We start from the raw sequence: 18757 nt of genomic DNA, 5'->3' as shown, positions 1-18757 counted from the left end.
GTTACCCGGGTTATGCCGGGTGTGCATCAGCCCGACCCCCCGGGGCTGATACACGACGACCTCCGCCTCCTCCCCCCCTGGCGGGGGTCGTCCCTTTTTCCGGGTGTTTTCTTCGCAATACGGATCACTCCGATGATGCCGAAACGTTGCCGAACTGAACCCAGGTGTGTAACCGGGTACTTGTCCACAGTTGCTGGTTCATCCACAGCGGGTAGCTGATCGGCCCCTGGCCAGCGCTGCGACGGCGGCCCGCGCGGCACAGTTGGGCCATGGCCACCAACCCCGGCGTGCTCGTCTTGCTGAGCGATCCGGCACTGCGCGACGACGTCGACCGTGTCGCGGCGGCGGCAGCGATCAACGTGGTCTACGCCGAGGAACCGTCGAGCCGCAAAGTCTGGAGCGCAGCGGCGGCGGTACTACTCGACGAGCCATCCGCCCGCCGCTGCGCCGCGCAGGCGCTTCCGCGACGGGACCGCGTCATCCTCATCGAGCGCGATCAGCTGCGGGAGACGCACTGGCACGCGGCGATCGCGGTGGGCGCTCAGCGGGTGTTGACGCTGCCGGACCAAGAGGCCGACCTCGTCGTCTCACTGTCGGATGCCGCCGAATCGATGCGCGAGGACGCCAGGCGCGGCGCGGTCGCCGCCGTGATCGCCGGACGGGGCGGCGCGGGCGCATCCGTACTCGCCACGGCGCTCGCCCTATCCGGCCCTGACGCGCTACTCGTCGACGTTGATCCCTGGAGTGGCGGGCTGGACCTGCTGCTCGGCGCCGAGACCGCGACGGGTCTGCGCTGGCCGGACCTGACGTTGAGAGGCGGCCGCATCGGCTACCCGGCGCTGCGCGACGCCCTGCCCCGCCACGCCGGGGTCACCCTGCTGGCCAACGGCCGCGCCGGCGGGGAGGTCGACCCGACGGCGCTGGCCGCGGTGCTGGACGCGGGCAGCCGCGGCGGCGCCATGGTGGTCTGCGATGTGCCGCGCCGGTCCACGTCGGCGGCGGAAATCGCTCTGGACGCCGCCGACCTGGTCATCGTGGTCGTGACCGCCGAGGTCCGGGCGTGCGCGGCCGCGAGCGCGATGGTGCCGTGGCTGTCGGCGATCAATCCGAACGTCGGACTGGTGGTTCGCGGGCCCGCACCGGGCGGTTTGCGCGCCCGCGAGGTGGCCGGATCCGTCGGGCTCCCGCTGCTGGCCACGATGCGACCACAGCCCGGGTTGGCCGAGGCGCTCGAGCGAGGTGGCCTCCGGATGTCGCGACGCTCCCCGCTCTCAGCTGCCGCGCACCGTGTGCTGGGCGTGCTGCACCGCCATCCGGTGGCGGAGGTCGCATGACGTCCTCACTCATCGACCGGGTCCGTGAGCGGCTGGCCGCCGAAGCGTCCCCTCTGCACCCGGCGGTCGTCGCGGCCGCGATCCGCGCCGAGTCCGGCGGAGTCCTCGGCGACACCGAGGTGCTCACCAATCTGCGGGCGCTGCAGACCGAGCTGACCGGCGCCGGACCCCTCGACCCGCTGTTGTGCGCCGAGGGGACCACCGACGTACTGGTCACCGCACCCGATGCGGTGTGGATCGACGACGGACGAGGATTGCGCCGTACCTCCGTCCGCTTCTCCGACGAGGGCGCGGTGCGACGGCTCGCGCAGCGGTTGGCGCTTGCCGCAGGACGCCGCCTCGACGAGGCGCAGCCCTGGGTCGACGGGCAACTGCACGGGCTGGGCACCGGCGAGTTCACGGTGCGCCTGCACGCCGTGCTGCCACCCGTCGCCACCGCCGGTACGTGTCTGTCACTGCGCGTGCTACGGCCGGCCAGCCAGGATCTCGCCGCACTCGAGGCCGCGGGCACCATCGCCGGCGAGGCGGCCCCGCTGCTGCGCGACGTCATCGACGCCCGGCTGGCTTTTCTGGTCAGCGGCGGCACCGGAGCGGGAAAGACGACACTGCTGGCCGCTGCCCTCGGCGCGGTCGGTGCTCATGAGCGGATCGTCTGCGTCGAGGACGCCGCTGAACTGGCGCCACAGCATCCCCACGTGGTGAAACTCGTCGCGCGCGGCGCCAATGTCGAGGGGGTCGGCGAGGTGACGGTCCGCGATCTGGTGCGCCAGGCGCTGCGGATGCGGCCGGACCGCATCGTTGTCGGCGAGGTCCGCGGCGCCGAGGTCGTCGACCTGCTGGCCGCGCTCAACACCGGCCACGACGGGGGAGCGGGGACCGTGCACGCCAACAATCCCGCTGAGGTCCCCGCGCGGATGGAGGCCCTCGGTGCGGTGGGCGGCCTCGGCCGCGCGGTGCTGCACAGCCAATTGGCGGCAGCGGTGCAGGTGCTGCTGCACGTGGCGCGCGACGGCGCCGGTTCGCGCCGGCTCACCGAGATCGCGGTGCTGCGGCCCCACGACGACGGCCGGGTCCGGGTCGTTCCGGCGTGGCGGGCCGGCGGCGGCTTCGCCGCCGGTGCCGCCGAGCTGAATCGCCTCGTGTCGATGCGGAGGTCGATGTGAGCATCGCCGCGCTCGCCCTCGCATTGGCGGTGTTGCTCAACCCCGTCGACGTCGGTCGGCGGCTGCGCAGGCCGGTGCGGCGTCCGCCTGGCCGGCACCGGGTGGCCATCGCGCTCGCCGCGGTGTCGGCGGTGGCGGTGTGGGCGGTTGCCCCCGCGGGAGTCGTCCTCGCCGCGATGGTGGTCGGCGCGACCGCGGCGATGCGGATCCGCGACCGCCGTGCGGTGCGCCGACGGGATCGGGAGTCGGAGTCGCTGCAGTGCGCACTGGAGACGTTGGTGAGTGAACTGCGTGTGGGCGCGCATCCGGTGGCGGCGTTCGAGGCGGCAGCCGACGACACCGACGGCCAGATCGCCGCGGCCCTCCGCTCGGTGGCAGCGCGCGCTCGGCTCGGCGCCGACGTCGCGGCAGGTCTGCGCGACACCGCGAGGGGGTCGGATCTCTCGTCGCAGTGGGACCGGATCGCCGTGTGCTGGAACCTGGCTGCCACACACGGCCTGTCCATTGCGACACTGATGCAGACCGCCCAGCGCGATATCAATGAGCGGCAACGCTTTTCGTCACTCGTGAACGCCGGTATGGCTGGGGCTCGCGCCACGGCGGCGGTGCTGGCGGCACTGCCGGTACTGGGAATCGGTCTCGGCCAGTTGATCGGTGCGGATCCGGTGCGGTTCCTGCTCGCGGGTGGGGCGGGAGGGTGGCTGCTGCTGATCGGCGTGACGCTGTCGTGCGCCGGGCTGCTGTGGTCGGACCGGATCACCGCGGGGGTGACGAGGTGAGTGTGTCGGCAACACTGCTCGCGCTGGCCCTGCTGCTCACCGGGCGCGACGGCGGCGCGCGACTGGCCAGAATGCGCGTGGCCGGACGGCGGATCGACCGCCCGCTCGAGCGCGCACAGGCCGATCCGCTCGCGGCGGCATCGACGTTCGACGTGTTCGCGGCCTGTCTGTCGTCGGGCATGGCGGTGTCGGCTGCTGCCTCCGCTGCGGCGGCGTCGGCCCCGGCCGGCCTGGCCCGGATCCTCACGAGGGCGGCCGACATGCTGGCACTCGGCGCGGATGCGGCCACCGCCTGGTCGGACCCCGGACCGCCGCTCGACGACCATGCCCGTGCGCTGATGCGACTGGCGCGGCGGTCGGCGGAGTCCGGAACGGCACTGGCACAGGGAGTCGCGGAACTCGCGGCCGAATCGCGAAGTGACGCAGCAGATGTCGTACGGGGTGCGGCCGAACGCGCGGCGGTGCTGATCGCCGCGCCACTCGGCGTGTGTTACCTGCCGGCCTTCCTGTGTCTGGGCATCGTCCCCGTCGTGGTGGGGCTGGCCGGTGACGTTCTGCAGTCGGGTCTGTGGTGAGAAGGGGAGTTCGCGGACGGTCCGCGGACGGGAGTAAGGGAGGGCACGATGTCACTGGGAGAAATGCTCGACGAGGTCAAGGTGCGGGTGACCGTCCTGGCGGTGGACGACGCCGGCATGTCGACCGTCGAATACGCCATCGGCACGATCGCCGCGGCGGCGTTCGGGGCGATCCTCTACACGGTCGTCACCGGCGATTCCATCGTCAGTGCGTTGACCAACATCATCAGTCGCGCGCTCAACACCAATGTCTGAGTGACGATTCCGGTGGCGCCACGGTGGAAGCGGCGTTCGCGATCGCCGCGGTGGTGCTCGTGCTGGCGATGTGCGTCGCCGGCCTCTCCGCGGTCGGTGCGCAGGTGCGGTGCGTCGACGCCGCGCGCGAGGCGGCACGTCTGGCGGCGCGCGGTGACCAGTCCACGGCGACCGAGGTGGCCGGCCGGATCGCGCCGGACGGGGCGGCGGTGGACCTGCGGTGGGACGGTCGACTGGTCGTCGCCCGGGTCAGCAGCAGGCCCCCGATGCTGTTCGGTATCACGATCGCCGCACGAGCGGTGGCCGCGGCCGAACCCGGTGTCCGATGAGCGTGGGGCGGCCAGCCTCACCGCGGTCGCCGCCCTGGCGGTGCTGATCGCCGTCACGGGCGGTCTGGCCCACGTCGGTTCGGCGGTCATCGCGCGTCACCGGGCGCAGGCCGCCGCGGATCTCGCCGCACTGGCCGCGGCGACCTCGATCCCAGCGGGCACTGAATCAGCCTGTGCGCAGGCGACTCTGGTCACGCAGGCGATGGACACATCGCTGACCGGCTGTGCAGTGGACGGATTGGAGGTGGTGGTTCGCGTCGACGCGGCACTCGGCCTCGGCGCCTGGCGCTTCGGGCCGGCTCAGGCCGCGGCGCGCGCCGGACCCGTGCTACTCCGGTGAGAGGGGCTGGGTGCCCGCCGGGAACAACCGAGCGTCGCGCACCTCGGAGTCGGTGGGCAGCCGCACCGAGGCCAGTCCGGCGAAGGTGTCCGGCTCGAGTTCGATGCGGTTGATGGTCACATGCACTGGCGCCCAGCCACCGTCGGCGGTGCGCAGACGCATGACCGCCGTCGTGGCGCCGTCCGCGAGCTCCATGATCATCCGCGCCAAGTGGATCCCGTCGTCGGGGTGGACCTCGTTGGCGCGCCAGTCGTAGAACGATGCCGGCGGGTCGAGCCACTTGAGCACCTTCCAGTCGTCCAGATCCACCAGCGCCCGGTGCAGCCCGGACTGGGCCAGTCCGTCGATGATCCGTTGGGCCAGATGGTGCGGTGTATAGGCGGGACCCTCGCGTTCCGCACGCCAGTTCATCGCCCGGCACACCAGCCGCTCTCCGCCGTCCTCCTCCGTCTCGAGCAGCGCCCGCGCGCTGAACCCGACAGCGATCAGCGCACCCCGGTAATCGGTGACATCCCACGTGCTGCAGAAGGTCTGGCCGGGTTCCGGCCTGATCGCCATCGAGAGCACCTTGGTCTCACTCGGATTGAGGTCGCGCATCGGCAGGTCCTCGGCCAGGGTGCGGCCGTGGGTGTCCTCCACGTTGGGGTTGCGGCCGCTGTTGGCCAGCGATTCCGCGGTGGCGGTGGCGACGCCGGTCGTGAGGTCCCATTTGAGCGGGCCGGGTAGCGGACGCTCGGGCGGGTCCGCACCGGGTGGACCGATCCAGACGTGGACGCCGTGGATCCGCCCGTCCGACATCCGCACCACCTCGGTGCGGATCACGCGGTCGTTCTTGGGAGTGATACTCGACAGCCCGTGTCCGGCGCGGACGGTCTCGGCGATGGCGGTCTGAACCGCCATCAGATGGGGGTTGCGCCGCAGGAATCCCCTGATCGGGACCATGTCCTCGGTTCGTCCGCCCCGCGCGACGACCACGGGCTCACTACCCAGTATCTCCACGAGCAGCCAGTCGTGGGCCATGCCCGCGATGCTACGTGGCGCCGGGCCCCACCGGATCAGTTGTGAAGCGGTCAATGAGTGCGCTGCGCCGGCCCCCGATAGGCCTCCCAACTGGTGGCGCGCCGCCCCATATCAAGGTATTTTGCTTGCACGCCCGGTACCGGGTGGGCGGAACGGATCGAGTCTCGAGCGTCCCGCGCGAAGTAGTGGCCGGTGGCTGCCGGACACGCGTGAGGAGAGTCGACCGTCGAGGGGTCGGTCGGTCTCCCGTCAATGGTGACGATCGGTCAGTGCGCGCAGCACCAGGCGCAGCACCTGCACCGCACCGGCCTTGTCGAGGGGATCGTTGCCGTTACCGCACTTCGGCGACTGGACACAGGACGGGCAGCCGCCGGGACACTCACACGCCTCGATCGCGTCGGCGGTGGCGGTCCACCACGTGCGGATCTGGTGGAACCCGCGGGCGGCGAAGCCCGCACCACCCGGATAGCCGTCGTAGACGAAGATCGTCGGCAGGCCGTCCTCCGGACCCACCGCAGTGGACACCCCGCCGATGTCGCCGCGGTCGCAACTGGCCACCAGGGGCAGCAGACCGATCGCGGCGTGTTCGGCGGCGTGCAACGAGCCGGGAAACCGCAGCGGGTCGATCCCGTTGTCCAGCAACGTCTCCGGTGTGATCGTGCACATCGCCGCCATGGTGTCCAGGGTGCGGGTCGGCATGTCGAGTTCGACGAAATCGATGACCTCGCCGGTGAGCCGGCGGCGCAGATACCCGACCACGGTGTTGGACACCGACACTGGAACCAGGCCGACGGTCACCGGCCCGAAGGGCTCCCGTTCACCGGCGCCGGTCACCGCGATATCGGTCACCTCCCTCGCGAACGTGGTGTAGCCCGGATCCTCGGCATGGACGAACGCCACCCCGTCTTCGAAGGACAGCGAGTCCACGACGTAGCTCTCGCCCTGGTGCAGGTACACCGCGCCCGGGTGCACCGAGGCTGCCGCCTGACCGGCGTTGGCACTGCCCAGCATGCGTCCGGTGTCGACCTCGAGGATCGCGATCTGCCCGCCGATGGATCCGCGGATGTCCACCGCCGCATGGGGGTCGAGGCCGGGCACGGGGAAGTATCCGTGGGCCCGGCGGCGCAACAGACCGTCGTCGACCAGTGACTCCGCGACCGCCTCGGCGTCCCACATCCGCACCTCGGAATCGGTGAGGGGAAGCTCGGTGGCGGCGCACAGCAGTTGCGGGGCAAGTACATACGGGTTGGCCGGATCGATCACCACGCGTTCGATCGGCCGGTCCAGCAGGGCGTGCGGATGGTGCACCAGGTAGGTGTCGAGGGGGTCGTCGCGGGCGACCAGCACGATCAGCGCCCCCTGGCCGCGCCGTCCCGAGCGGCCCGCCTGCTGCCAGAACGACGTGACCGTCCCTGGGAAGCCGGCAAGCACCACCGCATCCAATCCGGCGATGTCGACGCCGAGTTCCAGTGCGTTGGTGGTGGCAAGCCCGCGCAACTCTCCCTCGGCGAGGGCACGCTCGAGTTCGCGGCGGTCCTCGGAGAGGTACCCGGCGCGGTAGGACGCGACCTGCTCGACCAGATGCGGCGCGATCTCCTCGAGGCGGGCACGGGCACTGAGCGCGGTGAGTTCGGCGCCTCGGCGGGACCGCACGAACGTCAGTGTGCGGGCGCCTTCGGCGATCAGATCGGCCATCACCCGCGCCGCCTCCGCACCCGCGGAACGCCGCACCGGCGCACCGTTCTCACCGACGAGGTCGGTGAGCAACGCCGGCTCCCACAGCGCCACCGTCCGGGCGCCCTGAGGCGAACCGTCGGCGGTGACCTCGGTGACGGTCTGCCCGATCAACTCGGCGGCGGTGTCGGCGGGTGCGGCCGTGGTCGCGCTCGCGAAGATCACCGTCGGCCCACCCGCCCCGGCCGAGTACCGCGCGCACAACCGCAGCAGCCGGCGCAGCACCAGCGCCACGTTGGATCCGAAGATGCCGCGGTAGTAATGGCATTCGTCGACCACGATGTATTTGAGGTGGCGCAGGAACACCGCCCAGCGGGCATGGTTGCGTAGCAGCGACAGATGGATCATGTCCGGATTGGAGAAGATCCAGCGGGACCGCTCCCTGGCGAACCGCCGGACGTCGGTGGGGCTGTCACCGTCATAGGACGACGGCGCCACGTCATGCAGCGCGGGGACCGCATCGGTGAGGGCCTGCGCGGTGCGCAGTTGGTCGTGGCCGAGCGCCTTCGTCGGCGACAGATACAGTGCGCGCGTTCGGGGCTCGGACGCCATCGCGGACAGGATCGGGAGTTGATAGGCCAATGACTTGCCCGACGCGGTACCGGTGCTGAGCACCACGTGCCTGCCCTCGTGGGCGAGATCGGCCGCCGCGCGCTGATGCGACCACGGTGTCCGCACGCCCCGATCAACGAACGCCTGCACCACATCTGGGTGCGCCCACTTCGGCCACGTCTCGGGGGTGCCAGAACGCGGCGGGAGATCGGCCACGTGACGCACCGGATGCTCGTCGGCCGCAACGCCCGCCACCGCGCAAGACAGCAGCTCCCGGCCGAAATCTGACACTGCCCACCCTTCCGAAACACGCGTGTAACAGCACGCCGAACTATCGACGCCGCCGCATAGGTGAATTGTTCCCCAAGGAACTCCGCCGAGAACTGTCGCACCAGCGCTGAACGTGATTGACTTAGCGCGGTCGCAGCTTCTGTGTTCGTGTACTCGCACTCGCAGGATCGACGTTGCGGTCGCGGTTCCTGCGAGGGTTGTAGGTCGGGTCGAGTTCCGACGACTCCACGAAGGATGGCGGTCGGAACGGGCCCGGTGTACCGAAACGGTGGACCGCACCCGGAGAAGAAGAAAAGGAAACAACAGGAAATGCCACAGGGAACTGTGAAGTGGTTCAACGCGGAGAAGGGGTTCGGCTTCATCGCCCCCGAGGACGGCTCCGCAGACGTGTTTGTCCACTACACGGAGATTCAGGGCAGCGGCTTCCGCACCCTGGAGGAGAACCAGAAGGTCGAGTTCGAGGTCGGCCAGAGCCCCAAGGGACCGCAAGCTACGGGTGTGCGCACCGTTTAGTGCGGCGAGCTGACGAAACGCCCCCATCGATCCGCACCACGGACCTGTGGGGGTGTTTTCGTTGACGGTGCCGGGGGTTACCGCTGCGCGGGGCATCTCACGGGCGGAGCTCTGCTGGCTTACTGTCGAGCCGTGAGCCAGCTGTCCTTCTTCTCGGCAGAGGCGGTACCCCCCGCCGTCGCCGACCTCACCGGGTTGCTCGCGGCACCCGGTCAGGTGGTGCTGGTGGGCAGCGGCCGCGAGCAGGGTGCGCGGCTGTCGGTGGTCGTGGACGATCTGTGGCGGGCCGACGCGCTCGCGGAGATGATCAGCGACGCCGGCCTGCGTCCGCAGATCTCGCGCACCGATGAGCAGACCCCGCTGGTGCGCACCGAGGTCGAGTCGCGACTGGTCGCCATCGCCGCCGAGTGGACCCGTGGTGCGGTCAAGACGGTCCCTTCGCAGTGGCTGCCCGGTCCCCGGGAACTGCGGGCGTGGACGTTGGCCGCAGGCACGCGGGAACCCAACGGATATCTGCTCGGCCTCGACCCGCACGCGCCGGACACCCATTCGCCGCTGGCGTCGGCGATGATGCGCATCGGTATCGCACCGACATTGATCGGTACCCGGGGGGCGCGTCCGGCGTTGCGGATCAGTGGTCGACGACGGCTGACACGCCTGGTGGAGACGGTGGGGGAACCGCCGGAGCATGCCGCGGCGTTACCCCATTGGCCCAGCACTCCGTGACCGGTGACGAGGGGGTCGGTTTGCGTCGGCCAGCGTAGGGTGCGAAATTGTCAGGTGCTGACAGGCGCCGACGGAGGCATCCGGCGCGGGATGGCAACCGAAGAAGTGGAGCAGGTCCAGTTGGCTGACGGTAGCCGCGGAAGCGGGAACGGTGGCGATGAGCCGCTTGCGCGACGAGCAAACGGCGGCGTGCGGCGACTCGTCATTGTCGAGTCGCCGACAAAGGCACGCAAAATCGCCGGTTACCTCGGCTCGAACTACATCGTCGAATCGTCGCGCGGACATATCCGTGACCTGCCCCGGGCAGCGGCTGACGTCCCCGCGAAGTACAAGTCGGAGCCGTGGGCCCGGCTCGGCGTCGACGTCGAGCACGACTTCGAACCGCTCTACATCATCAGCCCCGACAAGAAGGGCACGGTCACCGAGCTAAAGGGCCTGCTCAGGGACGTCGACGAGCTCTACCTGGCGACGGACGGTGACCGTGAGGGCGAGGCCATCGCCTGGCATCTGCTCGAAACGCTCAAACCGCGCATCCCGGTCAAGCGGATGGTGTTCCACGAGATCACCGAATCGGCGATCCGCGCCGCGGCCGAGGACCCCCGTGACCTCGACATCGACCTGGTCGACGCGCAGGAGACCCGCCGCATCCTCGACCGCCTCTACGGCTACGAGGTCAGCCCGGTGCTGTGGAAGAAGGTGGCGCCGAAGCTGTCGGCGGGCCGCGTGCAGTCCGTGGCGACGCGCATCATCGTGCAGCGCGAACGTGAGCGCATGGCGTTCCGCACCGCCGGCTACTGGGATGTCAGCGCCGAGCTGGACGCCAGCGTGTCCGATCCGCAGGCCACCCCGCCGACGTTCACCGCCAAACTCAACAGCGTCGACGGACGCCGTGTCGCCACCGGTCGCGATTTCGACTCTCTCGGCCAGGTCCGCAAGCCCGACGAGGTGCTGGTGCTCGACGAGGCCGGTGCCGGGGCGTTGGCCGCCGGGCTGCGGGGGGCGCAGCTGTCTGTCGCCTCGGTGGAGCAGAAGCCCTACACCCGCAAGCCCTATCCGCCGTTCATGACGTCGACGCTGCAGCAGGAGGCGGGCCGCAAGCTGCGGTTCTCCTCCGAGCGCACGATGAGCATCGCGCAGCGGCTGTACGAGAACGGCTACATCACCTACATGCGTACCGACTCGACGACGCTGTCGCAGTCGGCCATCAACGCCGCACGCAGCCAGGCCGGGCAGCTCTACGGCGAGGAGTACGTGCATCCGACGCCGCGCCAGTACACCCGCAAGGTGAAGAACGCGCAGGAGGCGCACGAGGCCATCCGCCCCGCCGGTGACGTGTTCCAGACCCCCGGGCAGCTACACGCGCAGCTCGACACCGACGAGTTCCGGCTCTACGAGTTGATCTGGCAGCGCACCGTGGCCTCGCAGATGGCCGATGCCCGCGGCACCACGCTGTCGCTGCGGATCGGCGGGGATTCGCGCGACGGACAGTCGGTGGTGTTCTCCGCGAGCGGCCGCACCATCACGTTCGCCGGCTTCCTCAAGGCCTACGTCGAGAGCATCGACGACCAGGCCGGTGGTGAGGCGGACGACGCCGAGAGCCGGCTGCCGAACCTGACCCAGGGTCAGCGTGTGGACGCCAAGGACCTCACGCCCGCCGGCCACCAGACCAGCCCGCCGGCCCGCTACACCGAGGCGTCGCTGATCAAGTCGCTCGAAGATCTGGGCATCGGGCGGCCGTCGACGTACTCGTCGATCATCAAGACGATCCAGGACCGCGGCTACGTCCACAAGAAGGGCAGCGCGCTGGTCCCGTCGTGGGTGGCGTTCGCCGTGATCGGTTTGCTCGAACAGCATTTCGGCCGTCTGGTGGACTACGGGTTCACCGCGGCGATGGAGGACGAGCTCGACGAGATCGCTTCCGGTCACGAGCGAAGGACCAACTGGCTCAAGAACTTCTACTTCGGGGGGGAGCACGGCGTCGGCGATTCGATCGCGCGCTCCGGTGGCCTCAAGAAACTGGTCGGGGTCAACCTCGAGGAGATCGACGCTCGAGAAGTCAACTCCATCAAGCTCTTCGACGACGCCGAGGGCCGTCCGATCTATGTGCGGGTCGGCAAGAACGGGCCTTACCTCGAACGGATGGTGGCCGACGAAGACGGTGAGCCGGGAGCGCTCAAACCTCAGCGCGCCAACCTCAAGGACGAGCTGACCCCGGACGAGTTGACACTCGAGCTGGCCGAAAAGCTGTTCTCCACACCGCAAGAGGGCCGCACGCTGGGCGTCGACCCGGAGACCGGCCACGAGATCGTCGCCAAGGACGGCCGGTACGGGCCGTACGTCACCGAGGTGCTTCCCGCACCCCCGGAAGAGCCCGAAGACGGTGCGCCGGCGAAGAAGGGCAAGAAGCCGACGGGGCCCAAACCGCGGACCGGTTCGCTGCTGCGCACGATGGACCTCGAGACGGTGACCCTCGAGGATGCGCTCAGGCTGCTGTCGCTGCCCCGGGTGGTGGGCGTGGACCCGAACACCAATGAGGAGATCACCGCGCAGAACGGCCGCTACGGCCCATACCTCAAGCGCGGCACCGATTCTCGGTCGCTGGCTACCGAGGAGCAGATGTTCACCATCACCCTCGACGAGGCGTTGAAGATCTACGCCGAGCCCAAGCGTCGGGGCCGGCAGGGTGCGGCGACTCCGCCGCTGCGCGAGCTGGGCACTGACCCGGTCAGCGGTAGCCCGATGGTGATCAAGGACGGCCGCTTCGGGCCGTACGTCACCGACGGTGAGACCAACGCCAGCCTGCGCAAGGGCGACGACGTCATGTCGATCACCGACGCGCGGGCGTCCGAACTGCTCGCCGACCGGCGTGCGCGCGGGCCGGTCAAGAAGAAGGCCGCCGCCAAGAAGGCACCTGCGAAGAAGACGGCGGCGAAGAAGGCCGTCGCGAAGAAGACCCCGGCCAAGAAGGCCGCCGCGAAGAAGGCGTAGCGCGCCTCAGCGCGACACGTCGCTGACCTCTCTGGGGGACATCAGGTTCACCGGGCGGGCCAGTTGTGTCGGGGCGATGCGGCCGCGAAGTTCGACGGTCTCGCCGACGTTCCAGCACAGCGCTTCGGCGTCGAGTGCACCGCTGACCGCGTTCGCCGACGCCAGCACGTGACCCCGCTCCAGTTTGGCGAGTTCGGTCAGCCGCGCGGCCTCGTTGACCGGGTCGCCGATCACCGTGTACTCGAAGCGGGCCTGAGCGCCGATGTGGCCGGCGATCGCGCGACCTGCCGACACCCCGATGCCGAAGTCGGTCTGGCCGAGGACCTTGATGAGCTCGTCGTGCAGTTCTCGCGAGGCGGCAAGGGCGGCGCCGCAGGCGTCGGGGTGTTCGATCGGCGCGCCGAAGATGGCCAGGGCGGCGTCACCCTGGAACTTGTTGACGAAGCCGCCGTGCCGGTTGACGGCGTCGACGACCACGCGGAAGAAGTCGTTGAGCAGGTTCACCACCTCGGAGGCGGGGATGGTCGACGCCAGTTGGGTGGAGCCGACCAGGTCGACGAAGAGCACGGCCACGTCGCGCTCCTGGCCGCCGAGTTCGGTGCCGCGTTCCAGCGCTCGGCGGGCGACGTCCTCGCCGACGTAGCGGCCGAACAGGTCGCGCAGGCGCTGCCGCTCGGACAGGTCGCGCACCATGTCGTTGAACCCGGCCTGCAGCAGGCCCAGCTCGCTGGCGTCGTAGATCTGCATGTGGGCGTTGTAGTTGCCGCGCTGCACCTCGCCCAGCGCCCAGCGCAACTGGCGTAGCGGGTCGGCGATCGACATGGCCACCAGGACGGTGCCGGCCAGGCCGATCACCAGCGCGGCGATGGCCAGCAGCAGAATCGGCATCGTCAGCCGCTCCGCGGGAGCTTCGAGGATGTCGAACTGGCTGGCCACCAGCGCCAGGACGATGGCCAACACCGGGACGCCCGTGGAGAGCACCCAGGTGAGCACCTGCCGCAGGATCACGCCGGGGGCGCGGAAGTTCTCCGGGACGCCGCCCCGCAGTGCCGCCACGGCGACCGGGCGCAGCACGCGTTCGGATTGCAGGTAGCCGATGATGGCGGTGGCGGTGGCGCCCAAAGCCGTGGCGACGGCCACCACGGGGGCCGACTTACTGGCGACGGGCCAACTGGCGACGATGAAAACGACCGAACCCAGGCACCAGTTCGCGACGCTGATGATCGTCCGGTAGAAGGGCATCCGCAGGGCGCGGGCCCGAGCCAGTTTCGTGGTGCTGGGGTCGCCGTCGGCCAGGAGCGCGTCGCGACGCTGCCACCGGATGACCGGGATGAGCAGCCGCAGGCTCAGGTAGGCGCCGACAATGAAGGACACGAACAGGTAGCCCAGGAAGATCGCCAGGTTGAACGCGGGCAGGTCCTGGAGTTGCACGCGGTCTTCCGGCGGGAGGCCGAACCGGAGGAAGCCGAGGACGAACAGCGCGCCGATGATGTCGGCCTGCAGCATGCCGAGTGTGAAGACCGGCCACGGCGTACGCGCGACCCACCGGACGAATGCGCTGATCCGCCCGATCGGTGCCGCTTCCGATGCCACCCGTTTACCGTATCGGGCGGAGGCGACGTTGAGCGCCGCTGTCAGCGAGTTGTGTCGGCCTGACCACTACTGTTGACCGCGATGGCCGGAGTTTTTTCCCGTTTGGTGGGCCAACACGCTGTGGAAGCGGAGTTGGTGGGCGCCGCACAGGCCGCCCGTGGTGATGACGCTCACAGTGCCTCGGTGACGGGGACCATGACACACGCGTGGCTGATCACGGGCCCGCCGGGGTCCGGACGGTCGATCGCGGCGCTGTGCTTCGCCGCCGCGCTGCAGTGCACGTCCGAGGCGGTGCCGGGTTGCGGCGAATGCCGGGCGTGCAGCACGACGATGGCAGGCACGCACGCCGATGTGCGGCGCATCATCCCCGAGGGCCTGTCGATCGGTGTGGACGAGATGCGCTCGATCGTGCAGATCGCCTCGCGGCGTCCGGGAACGGGCCGGTGGCAGATCGTGGTGGTCGAAGACGCCGACCGGCTCACCGAGGGCGCGGCGAACGCATTGCTCAAGGTGGTCGAGGAGCCGCCGCCGTCGACGGTGTTCCTGCTGTGCGCGCCGTCGGTGGACCCCGATGACATCGCGATCACCCTGCGGTCACGCTGCCGGCACGTTGCGCTGGTGACGCCGTCGGTGGAGGCGATCACCCAGGTGCTCATCGAGGGTGACGGGATGTCCGAAGGGGACGCCCGGTGGGCGGCGTCGGTGAGCGGCGGGCATGTCGGGCGCGCGCGACGGTTGGTGGTCGACGAGCAGGCGCGTGACCGTCGCAAGCGGGCGTTGAGCCTGGCGCGCGACGCGGCGACGCCCACGCGCGCCTACGCCGCCGCCGAAGAACTGGTGGCGTCGGCGGAGGCCGAAGCCAAGGCGCTGACCGTGGACCGCAACGAATCCGAAGCCGAGGAGCTGCGGACGGCGTTGGGCGCGGGCGGTACGGGTAAGGGCACAGCGGGGACGATGCGCGGTGCGACGGGCGCGATCAGGGATCTGGAGAAGCGGCAGAAGTCGCGGCAGACCCGGGCGTCGCGAGATGCGCTGGACCGGGCGCTGATCGACCTGGCCACCTACTTCCGGGATGCCCTGCTGGTGTCGTCGGGAGCGGGTCATGTGCAGGCCAACCATCCCGACATGGCGGACAAGGTGGCGGCGCTGGCCGCGCACGCGCCACCGGAGAAGCTGCTGCGCTGCATCGAGGCGGTGCTGGAGTGCCGTGAGGCGCTGGCGATCAACGTGAAGCCGAAGTTCGCGGTCGACGCGATGGTGGCCACCGTCGGGCAGGCGCTCCGGGACTGACTCCGGGTGTTTTGGCCCGCGGTGGGCGCTGCCGTAGACTCGTGCCGCCCGGTCCGCCGGGCGCGCCGCCTTAGCTCAGTCGGTAGAGCGATTCACTCGTAATGAATAGGTCAGGAGTTCGATTCTCCTAGGCGGCTCTCTTTGTCCGCGCCGAGACGACGGTTGTTGACGCCGCTACTCGCATTTCGTGTCAACAACCGTAGGCTCGGCGCGGCACGTCCGCACGTGACCGCTCCGCTTCGTTACTCGTCCGCACGCGCGGGCCAACCCGGACTGGCGGGTGCTGTCGGAAAGAAGTCACGAGGGTGGGTGCCGTCGATGATTTCTGCTCGAACCGCCGGCGGATCCGGCGCTTTGTCGACGCATGTCTGCCTGTCGGCCTCGTATGTCGGCCATGCTTGTGCGAACCCCGGGTCGTTCACCCTCCAGTAAGTGAGCATTCCGCGGACGCGCCAGTCACCGAAAACGTCGCCGACGGGATCGGGCCGCGGGCCGGATTGGGGTGGCGTCGGTCCCGAAGGACCTGTTAAGCCAACACGCACTACGTCGATCCCGCGCGTGTCCTTCGATCCGGTGCGCGCCACGCTCCGATACGAGCCGTCCTCCGTTTTCGAAGCGACGCGGTAGCTGTACCTGCAGATCACCGCAGCGAAGTCCTCATTGGTGCGGTTCATGGAGAGAATGTGGTGAGTGATGTTGCCTACCGAATGCTCCTCGCGCGGAACGTCCAGAGCGGGTCGGGTGACCCACAGCTCGGACCCGCTATCGGGCGCCGCTTGGTCGAATCCTGGGTAGGCATAAGCCATGTCGCCTGCGTATTGGCTGAGCATGAACGATTCGACGAAAGCGCGAACCGGCACGGCGGGGCCCGTCAGCACGTCGATTCCTGGCTCTGCCGTCCACAGGTACCTCAGGTCCGCAATGGGACCCTGCCAGCGCGCGATATCGCGGTTCTCCGTGCACGCCGACACCAAGAACACGAGCAACAGAAAGGCGATGATGCGCTGAACCGCCAACATTAGCCTCCACCACCGGGAATCTTGACGATCATGTTGTACCAGTACATGAAGTCGTTGGACGGATTCGCGTCAGAGCCGCCAAGAGCCTGCTTGATGTAGTCATTCAGGTCATCGCTGTAGTCGGTGTCTGTCGGCACATCCAATCCCCGAGCTTCGAGTTCTTCGCGGGATGCCAAGTTTCCGTCTAGCAGGTAATCACCGGCAACGTCTTCCGGCCGGATCGCCCCCGTCGCCAACAAAGCGTTGGCGGCAAAGCGCGATGCTTCATCAGGCTTCATGTCCGGAACAACCGGAGTCGATGTATCCGGCGCCGGCCCAACGAATGAGTTCTCCATCGCTTCGCCGAAGGTCGCGACTATAGGTCCACCCACCGGTCCGCTCACTCCGCTCAAAGCGGCAATTCCGGTCTTATACGCGGTTTCTCGCCACTGTTGAGCCTCAGCCGCGTTCTGCTGCATTTCATGTGCGGCATCTGCCGCGCCAGCCGAAACCATGCCCTTCAGCACCGCGGCGTCAGCCATCCTGGAGTCATCCTCGGACACCGGCACGTTGTTCTTGACGTCGGTGGCCCAGTCGAGGGAGCGGTCAACTGCAAGCGCATCGGCAGCGCTGTTGAATTCAATGTAGGCATCTTCCTGTGTGCTCAGAATCGAAAAGATGCCCTTACCGATTGGTCGCTCAGAATTGCTTCCGTCGATGTCGGCGAATCCGTCGCCGTCGTCGCCGCCAACGCTGGCAATGTCGTCGACATAGGGGGAGAGGCCGTGGGCGTATGCCTTGACGAGGTCGGGGTTGTAGTCGCCTAACGTCTGACCGCCGATATCCATCAGGTCGCTCTTGTGTGCCCCGAGGTATTCGGCATACACCGCGGCCGTGGCGGAAGCGATGTCTGGTTCGAGGTGATTGTCGTGCGTCCAGCTGAACAGCGCCCCGGCTGCCTTGCCATTGTCATTCCAGGGCATGTGGTTCACGTCACGCAGGAAATCTTGTCCATCGCTCCCGTGAGTTCCGAGCACATGGTCGTGGATGATCTGATGGTCCGGCGCAACGGCTTCGAAGAGGCCCTGCGTCGCCACGGACGCGTGTGCCGCGGGAACGTCGCTGTCCATGACGGCGTCGGCCGCCCTCATCAGACCGCGGTCGATCTCGGTGCCGGTCTGAAGATGGTCGTTACCGTTCTTGACGATGTCCGAAATGGTCTGCAGCTCGCCGTAATTCTTGAGGACATTCGTGTCGTCAACCTGCTTCAAGTCGCCTGCGCCGTTGAGTGTGTCCTGGACGCTCTGCGGAAGCTGGTCAAACCCGCCCGTCACCATCTGGTTCGGATCGTCGACGGCCTCCGGGGTGGTCTCGGTCTTCGGGAATCTGACATCGTCGTTGCTCATCAGCTGCCACGAGTCACCGATGATGTCCCTGTTGTCGCCTAACCGTTCTTCCGCCGATTTGAGTTCCTCGACTGTCATGCCGTTCTGCTGGGCCTGCATCTGACTCAAGTAGGAACCTTGCTCAGGTGACAGTTCTTGCCCAGGCTGGATCTTGCCGATGACTTCTTCGACCCGGGCAGCAGCATTCTGGTCGCCCGCGAGCGCCGCCTGAACATCCTGCTCGGCTTGCCGCTCTGTCGGGGTCGGCCCCATCACCTCCTCGTTGGAGACGAGCTGGATCTCTGGGTCGTCCTTCTTCTCGTCCTTCTCGCCGTTCCCGAACTTCTGGTCGCGGGCCAGCGCGTCGAACTCAGGCGCCAACTTCTTGAGGTCCTGCGCGACCGTGTTCGACTCGGCGTTGGTCTTCTGCACCACCTCGGTGAGCTGCCCGAGTCCCTTGTTGGCGATCTGCATGAGGAACATGTCGCGCTGCTTGCCCGGCGGCACGCTGTTGGCCGTGTCGGTCACCCACTGCCGCACCTGGTCGAGGTTCTGCCGTCCGGTCGCCACCACCTGCGCCGACTGGTCCACCTGCTGGGCGATCTTGCGGTCCAACTCGGCCAGCTGTGTGAACACCTTCTGATGATCGGTGTTCGCCTTGTCGTAGTTCGCCGCCGCGGCCCCCGACCACGTCGATCCCGGCGCCGCCGCGGTGACGCCCGACCCGAGGTTGGTGAGCTGCGGGCTCTTGTCGAAGTCGGTACCGCTTTGCGGGGTGCCCTGACCGAACGTCTCTCTCGCGTTGTCCCAGGTCGTGTAGAAACCGTCGAGAGCGCTCACCGGCACGGCACCCCACCGCGTCGCAACATCATTTGCCCAGTATCCCGTACCC

General features: G+C 68.6%; 16 protein-coding genes and 1 tRNA gene. 12 read left to right on the top strand and 5 right to left on the bottom strand.

All coding sequences use genetic code 11. The features are described 5' to 3' along the window. The first annotated feature begins 269 nt into the window (after nucleotides 1-269). Genes ssd through I7X18_RS25000 form a run of 7 tightly spaced genes read left to right on the top strand, consistent with a single transcriptional unit; the run spans nucleotide 270 to nucleotide 4775 of the window. On the top strand, nucleotides 270-1334 hold the full coding sequence (gene ssd / locus I7X18_RS25030) for a septum site-determining protein Ssd (protein ID WP_269436118.1): 1065 nt from the start codon (nucleotides 270-272) through the stop codon (nucleotides 1332-1334). Further along, nucleotides 1331-2497 carry a TadA family conjugal transfer-associated ATPase gene (locus I7X18_RS25025; protein ID WP_193046673.1) on the top strand — a complete coding sequence of 389 codons (1167 nt, stop codon included), beginning with the start codon at nucleotides 1331-1333 and terminating at the stop codon, nucleotides 2495-2497. Before ssd ends, I7X18_RS25025 begins: the two co-directional genes overlap by 4 nt. Next, nucleotides 2494-3276 carry a type II secretion system F family protein gene (locus I7X18_RS25020; protein ID WP_193046672.1) on the top strand — a complete coding sequence of 261 codons (783 nt, stop codon included), beginning with the start codon at nucleotides 2494-2496 and terminating at the stop codon, nucleotides 3274-3276. The genes I7X18_RS25025 and I7X18_RS25020 overlap by 4 nt, the downstream gene beginning before the upstream one ends. Beyond that, nucleotides 3273-3851 carry a type II secretion system F family protein gene (locus I7X18_RS25015; protein WP_193046671.1) on the top strand — a complete coding sequence of 193 codons (579 nt, stop codon included), beginning with the start codon at nucleotides 3273-3275 and terminating at the stop codon, nucleotides 3849-3851. The genes I7X18_RS25020 and I7X18_RS25015 overlap by 4 nt, the downstream gene beginning before the upstream one ends. A 48-nt stretch (nucleotides 3852-3899) precedes the next feature. Continuing rightward, the gene (locus I7X18_RS25010) at nucleotides 3900-4106 is read left to right on the top strand and encodes a DUF4244 domain-containing protein (protein ID WP_193046670.1); all 207 of its coding nucleotides are present in this window, start codon (nucleotides 3900-3902) and stop codon (nucleotides 4104-4106) included. A gap of 23 nt (nucleotides 4107-4129) precedes the next feature. Further along, nucleotides 4130-4435, top strand: a complete 306-nt coding sequence (locus I7X18_RS25005) for a TadE family type IV pilus minor pilin (RefSeq protein ID WP_232375324.1) — start codon at nucleotides 4130-4132, stop codon at nucleotides 4433-4435. After that, on the top strand, nucleotides 4425-4775 hold the full coding sequence (locus tag I7X18_RS25000) for an Rv3654c family TadE-like protein (protein ID WP_193046669.1): 351 nt from the start codon (nucleotides 4425-4427) through the stop codon (nucleotides 4773-4775). Before I7X18_RS25005 ends, I7X18_RS25000 begins: the two co-directional genes overlap by 11 nt. Here the strand turns inward: I7X18_RS25000 and I7X18_RS24995 are convergent. Both I7X18_RS24995 and I7X18_RS24990 read right to left on the bottom strand, forming a co-directional pair. After that, nucleotides 4764-5795: a PAS domain-containing protein gene (locus I7X18_RS24995; RefSeq protein ID WP_193046668.1), complete on the bottom strand. Its 1032-nt coding sequence runs from the start codon at nucleotides 5793-5795 to the stop codon at nucleotides 4764-4766. The genes I7X18_RS25000 and I7X18_RS24995 overlap by 12 nt on opposite strands. 249 nt (nucleotides 5796-6044) lie before the next feature. Continuing rightward, nucleotides 6045-8372: a DNA 3'-5' helicase SftH gene (locus I7X18_RS24990; protein ID WP_193046667.1), complete on the bottom strand. Its 2328-nt coding sequence runs from the start codon at nucleotides 8370-8372 to the stop codon at nucleotides 6045-6047. A gap of 309 nt (nucleotides 8373-8681) precedes the next feature. Between I7X18_RS24990 and I7X18_RS24985 the strand changes: the two genes are divergently transcribed. The 3 genes from I7X18_RS24985 (at nucleotide 8682) to topA (ending at nucleotide 12599) form a co-directional block, all read left to right on the top strand. Then, the gene (locus I7X18_RS24985; RefSeq protein WP_193046666.1) at nucleotides 8682-8885 is read left to right on the top strand and encodes a cold-shock protein; all 204 of its coding nucleotides are present in this window, start codon (nucleotides 8682-8684) and stop codon (nucleotides 8883-8885) included. A 132-nt stretch (nucleotides 8886-9017) separates the two neighbouring features. Continuing rightward, nucleotides 9018-9611 (top strand): hypothetical protein, encoded by a 594-nt coding sequence (locus I7X18_RS24980; protein ID WP_193046665.1) that lies wholly within the window; start codon nucleotides 9018-9020, stop codon nucleotides 9609-9611. A gap of 120 nt (nucleotides 9612-9731) precedes the next feature. Beyond that, nucleotides 9732-12599 (top strand): type I DNA topoisomerase, encoded by a 2868-nt coding sequence (gene topA / locus I7X18_RS24975; RefSeq protein WP_193046874.1) that lies wholly within the window; start codon nucleotides 9732-9734, stop codon nucleotides 12597-12599. A 6-nt stretch (nucleotides 12600-12605) separates the two neighbouring features. On the opposite strand, the gene I7X18_RS24970 is transcribed toward topA, so the two are convergent. Beyond that, complete coding sequence (locus tag I7X18_RS24970; RefSeq protein WP_193046664.1) at nucleotides 12606-14192, bottom strand: adenylate/guanylate cyclase domain-containing protein; 1587 nt, start codon at nucleotides 14190-14192, stop codon at nucleotides 12606-12608. An 81-nt stretch (nucleotides 14193-14273) separates the two neighbouring features. Here I7X18_RS24970 and I7X18_RS24965 point away from each other — a divergent pair, with 81 nt between their 5' ends. Further along, nucleotides 14274-15482 carry a DNA polymerase III subunit delta' gene (locus I7X18_RS24965; protein ID WP_193046663.1) on the top strand — a complete coding sequence of 403 codons (1209 nt, stop codon included), beginning with the start codon at nucleotides 14274-14276 and terminating at the stop codon, nucleotides 15480-15482. Nucleotides 15483-15546: 64 nt separating this feature from the next. Continuing rightward, nucleotides 15547-15619 (top strand) — tRNA-Thr (locus I7X18_RS24960). A gap of 105 nt (nucleotides 15620-15724) precedes the next feature. On the opposite strand, the gene I7X18_RS24955 is transcribed toward I7X18_RS24960, so the two are convergent. After that, nucleotides 15725-16501, bottom strand: a complete 777-nt coding sequence (locus I7X18_RS24955) for a hypothetical protein (protein ID WP_193046662.1) — start codon at nucleotides 16499-16501, stop codon at nucleotides 15725-15727. Next, complete coding sequence (locus tag I7X18_RS24950) at nucleotides 16501-18705, bottom strand: TPR repeat domain-containing protein (RefSeq protein ID WP_193046661.1); 2205 nt, start codon at nucleotides 18703-18705, stop codon at nucleotides 16501-16503. The genes I7X18_RS24955 and I7X18_RS24950 overlap by 1 nt, the downstream gene beginning before the upstream one ends. Nucleotides 18706-18757: the final 52 nt, after the last annotated feature.

The organism is Mycolicibacterium baixiangningiae (genome assembly GCF_016313185.1).
Lineage (GTDB): Bacteria > Actinomycetota > Actinomycetes > Mycobacteriales > Mycobacteriaceae > Mycobacterium > Mycobacterium baixiangningiae.
Note: the sequence above shows the minus strand (reverse complement) of the source record. Positions and strands in the feature narration are given on the sequence as shown.

Excerpts from the sequence above, each read along its gene's own strand:
- I7X18_RS25025 (WP_193046673.1), top strand. The coding sequence starts at position 1,331 with ATGACGTCCTCACTCATCGACCGGGTCCGTGAGCGGCTGGCCGCCGAA.
- I7X18_RS24985 (WP_193046666.1), top strand. The coding sequence starts at position 8,682 with ATGCCACAGGGAACTGTGAAGTGGTTCAACGCGGAGAAGGGGTTCGGC.
- I7X18_RS25010 (WP_193046670.1), top strand. The coding sequence starts at position 3,900 with ATGTCACTGGGAGAAATGCTCGACGAGGTCAAGGTGCGGGTGACCGTC.
- I7X18_RS24965 (WP_193046663.1), top strand. The coding sequence starts at position 14,274 with ATGGCCGGAGTTTTTTCCCGTTTGGTGGGCCAACACGCTGTGGAAGCG.
- I7X18_RS24955 (WP_193046662.1), bottom strand. The coding sequence starts at position 16,501 with ATGTTGGCGGTTCAGCGCATCATCGCCTTTCTGTTGCTCGTGTTCTTG.
- ssd (WP_269436118.1), top strand. The coding sequence starts at position 270 with ATGGCCACCAACCCCGGCGTGCTCGTCTTGCTGAGCGATCCGGCACTG.
- I7X18_RS24995 (WP_193046668.1), bottom strand. The coding sequence starts at position 5,795 with ATGGCCCACGACTGGCTGCTCGTGGAGATACTGGGTAGTGAGCCCGTG.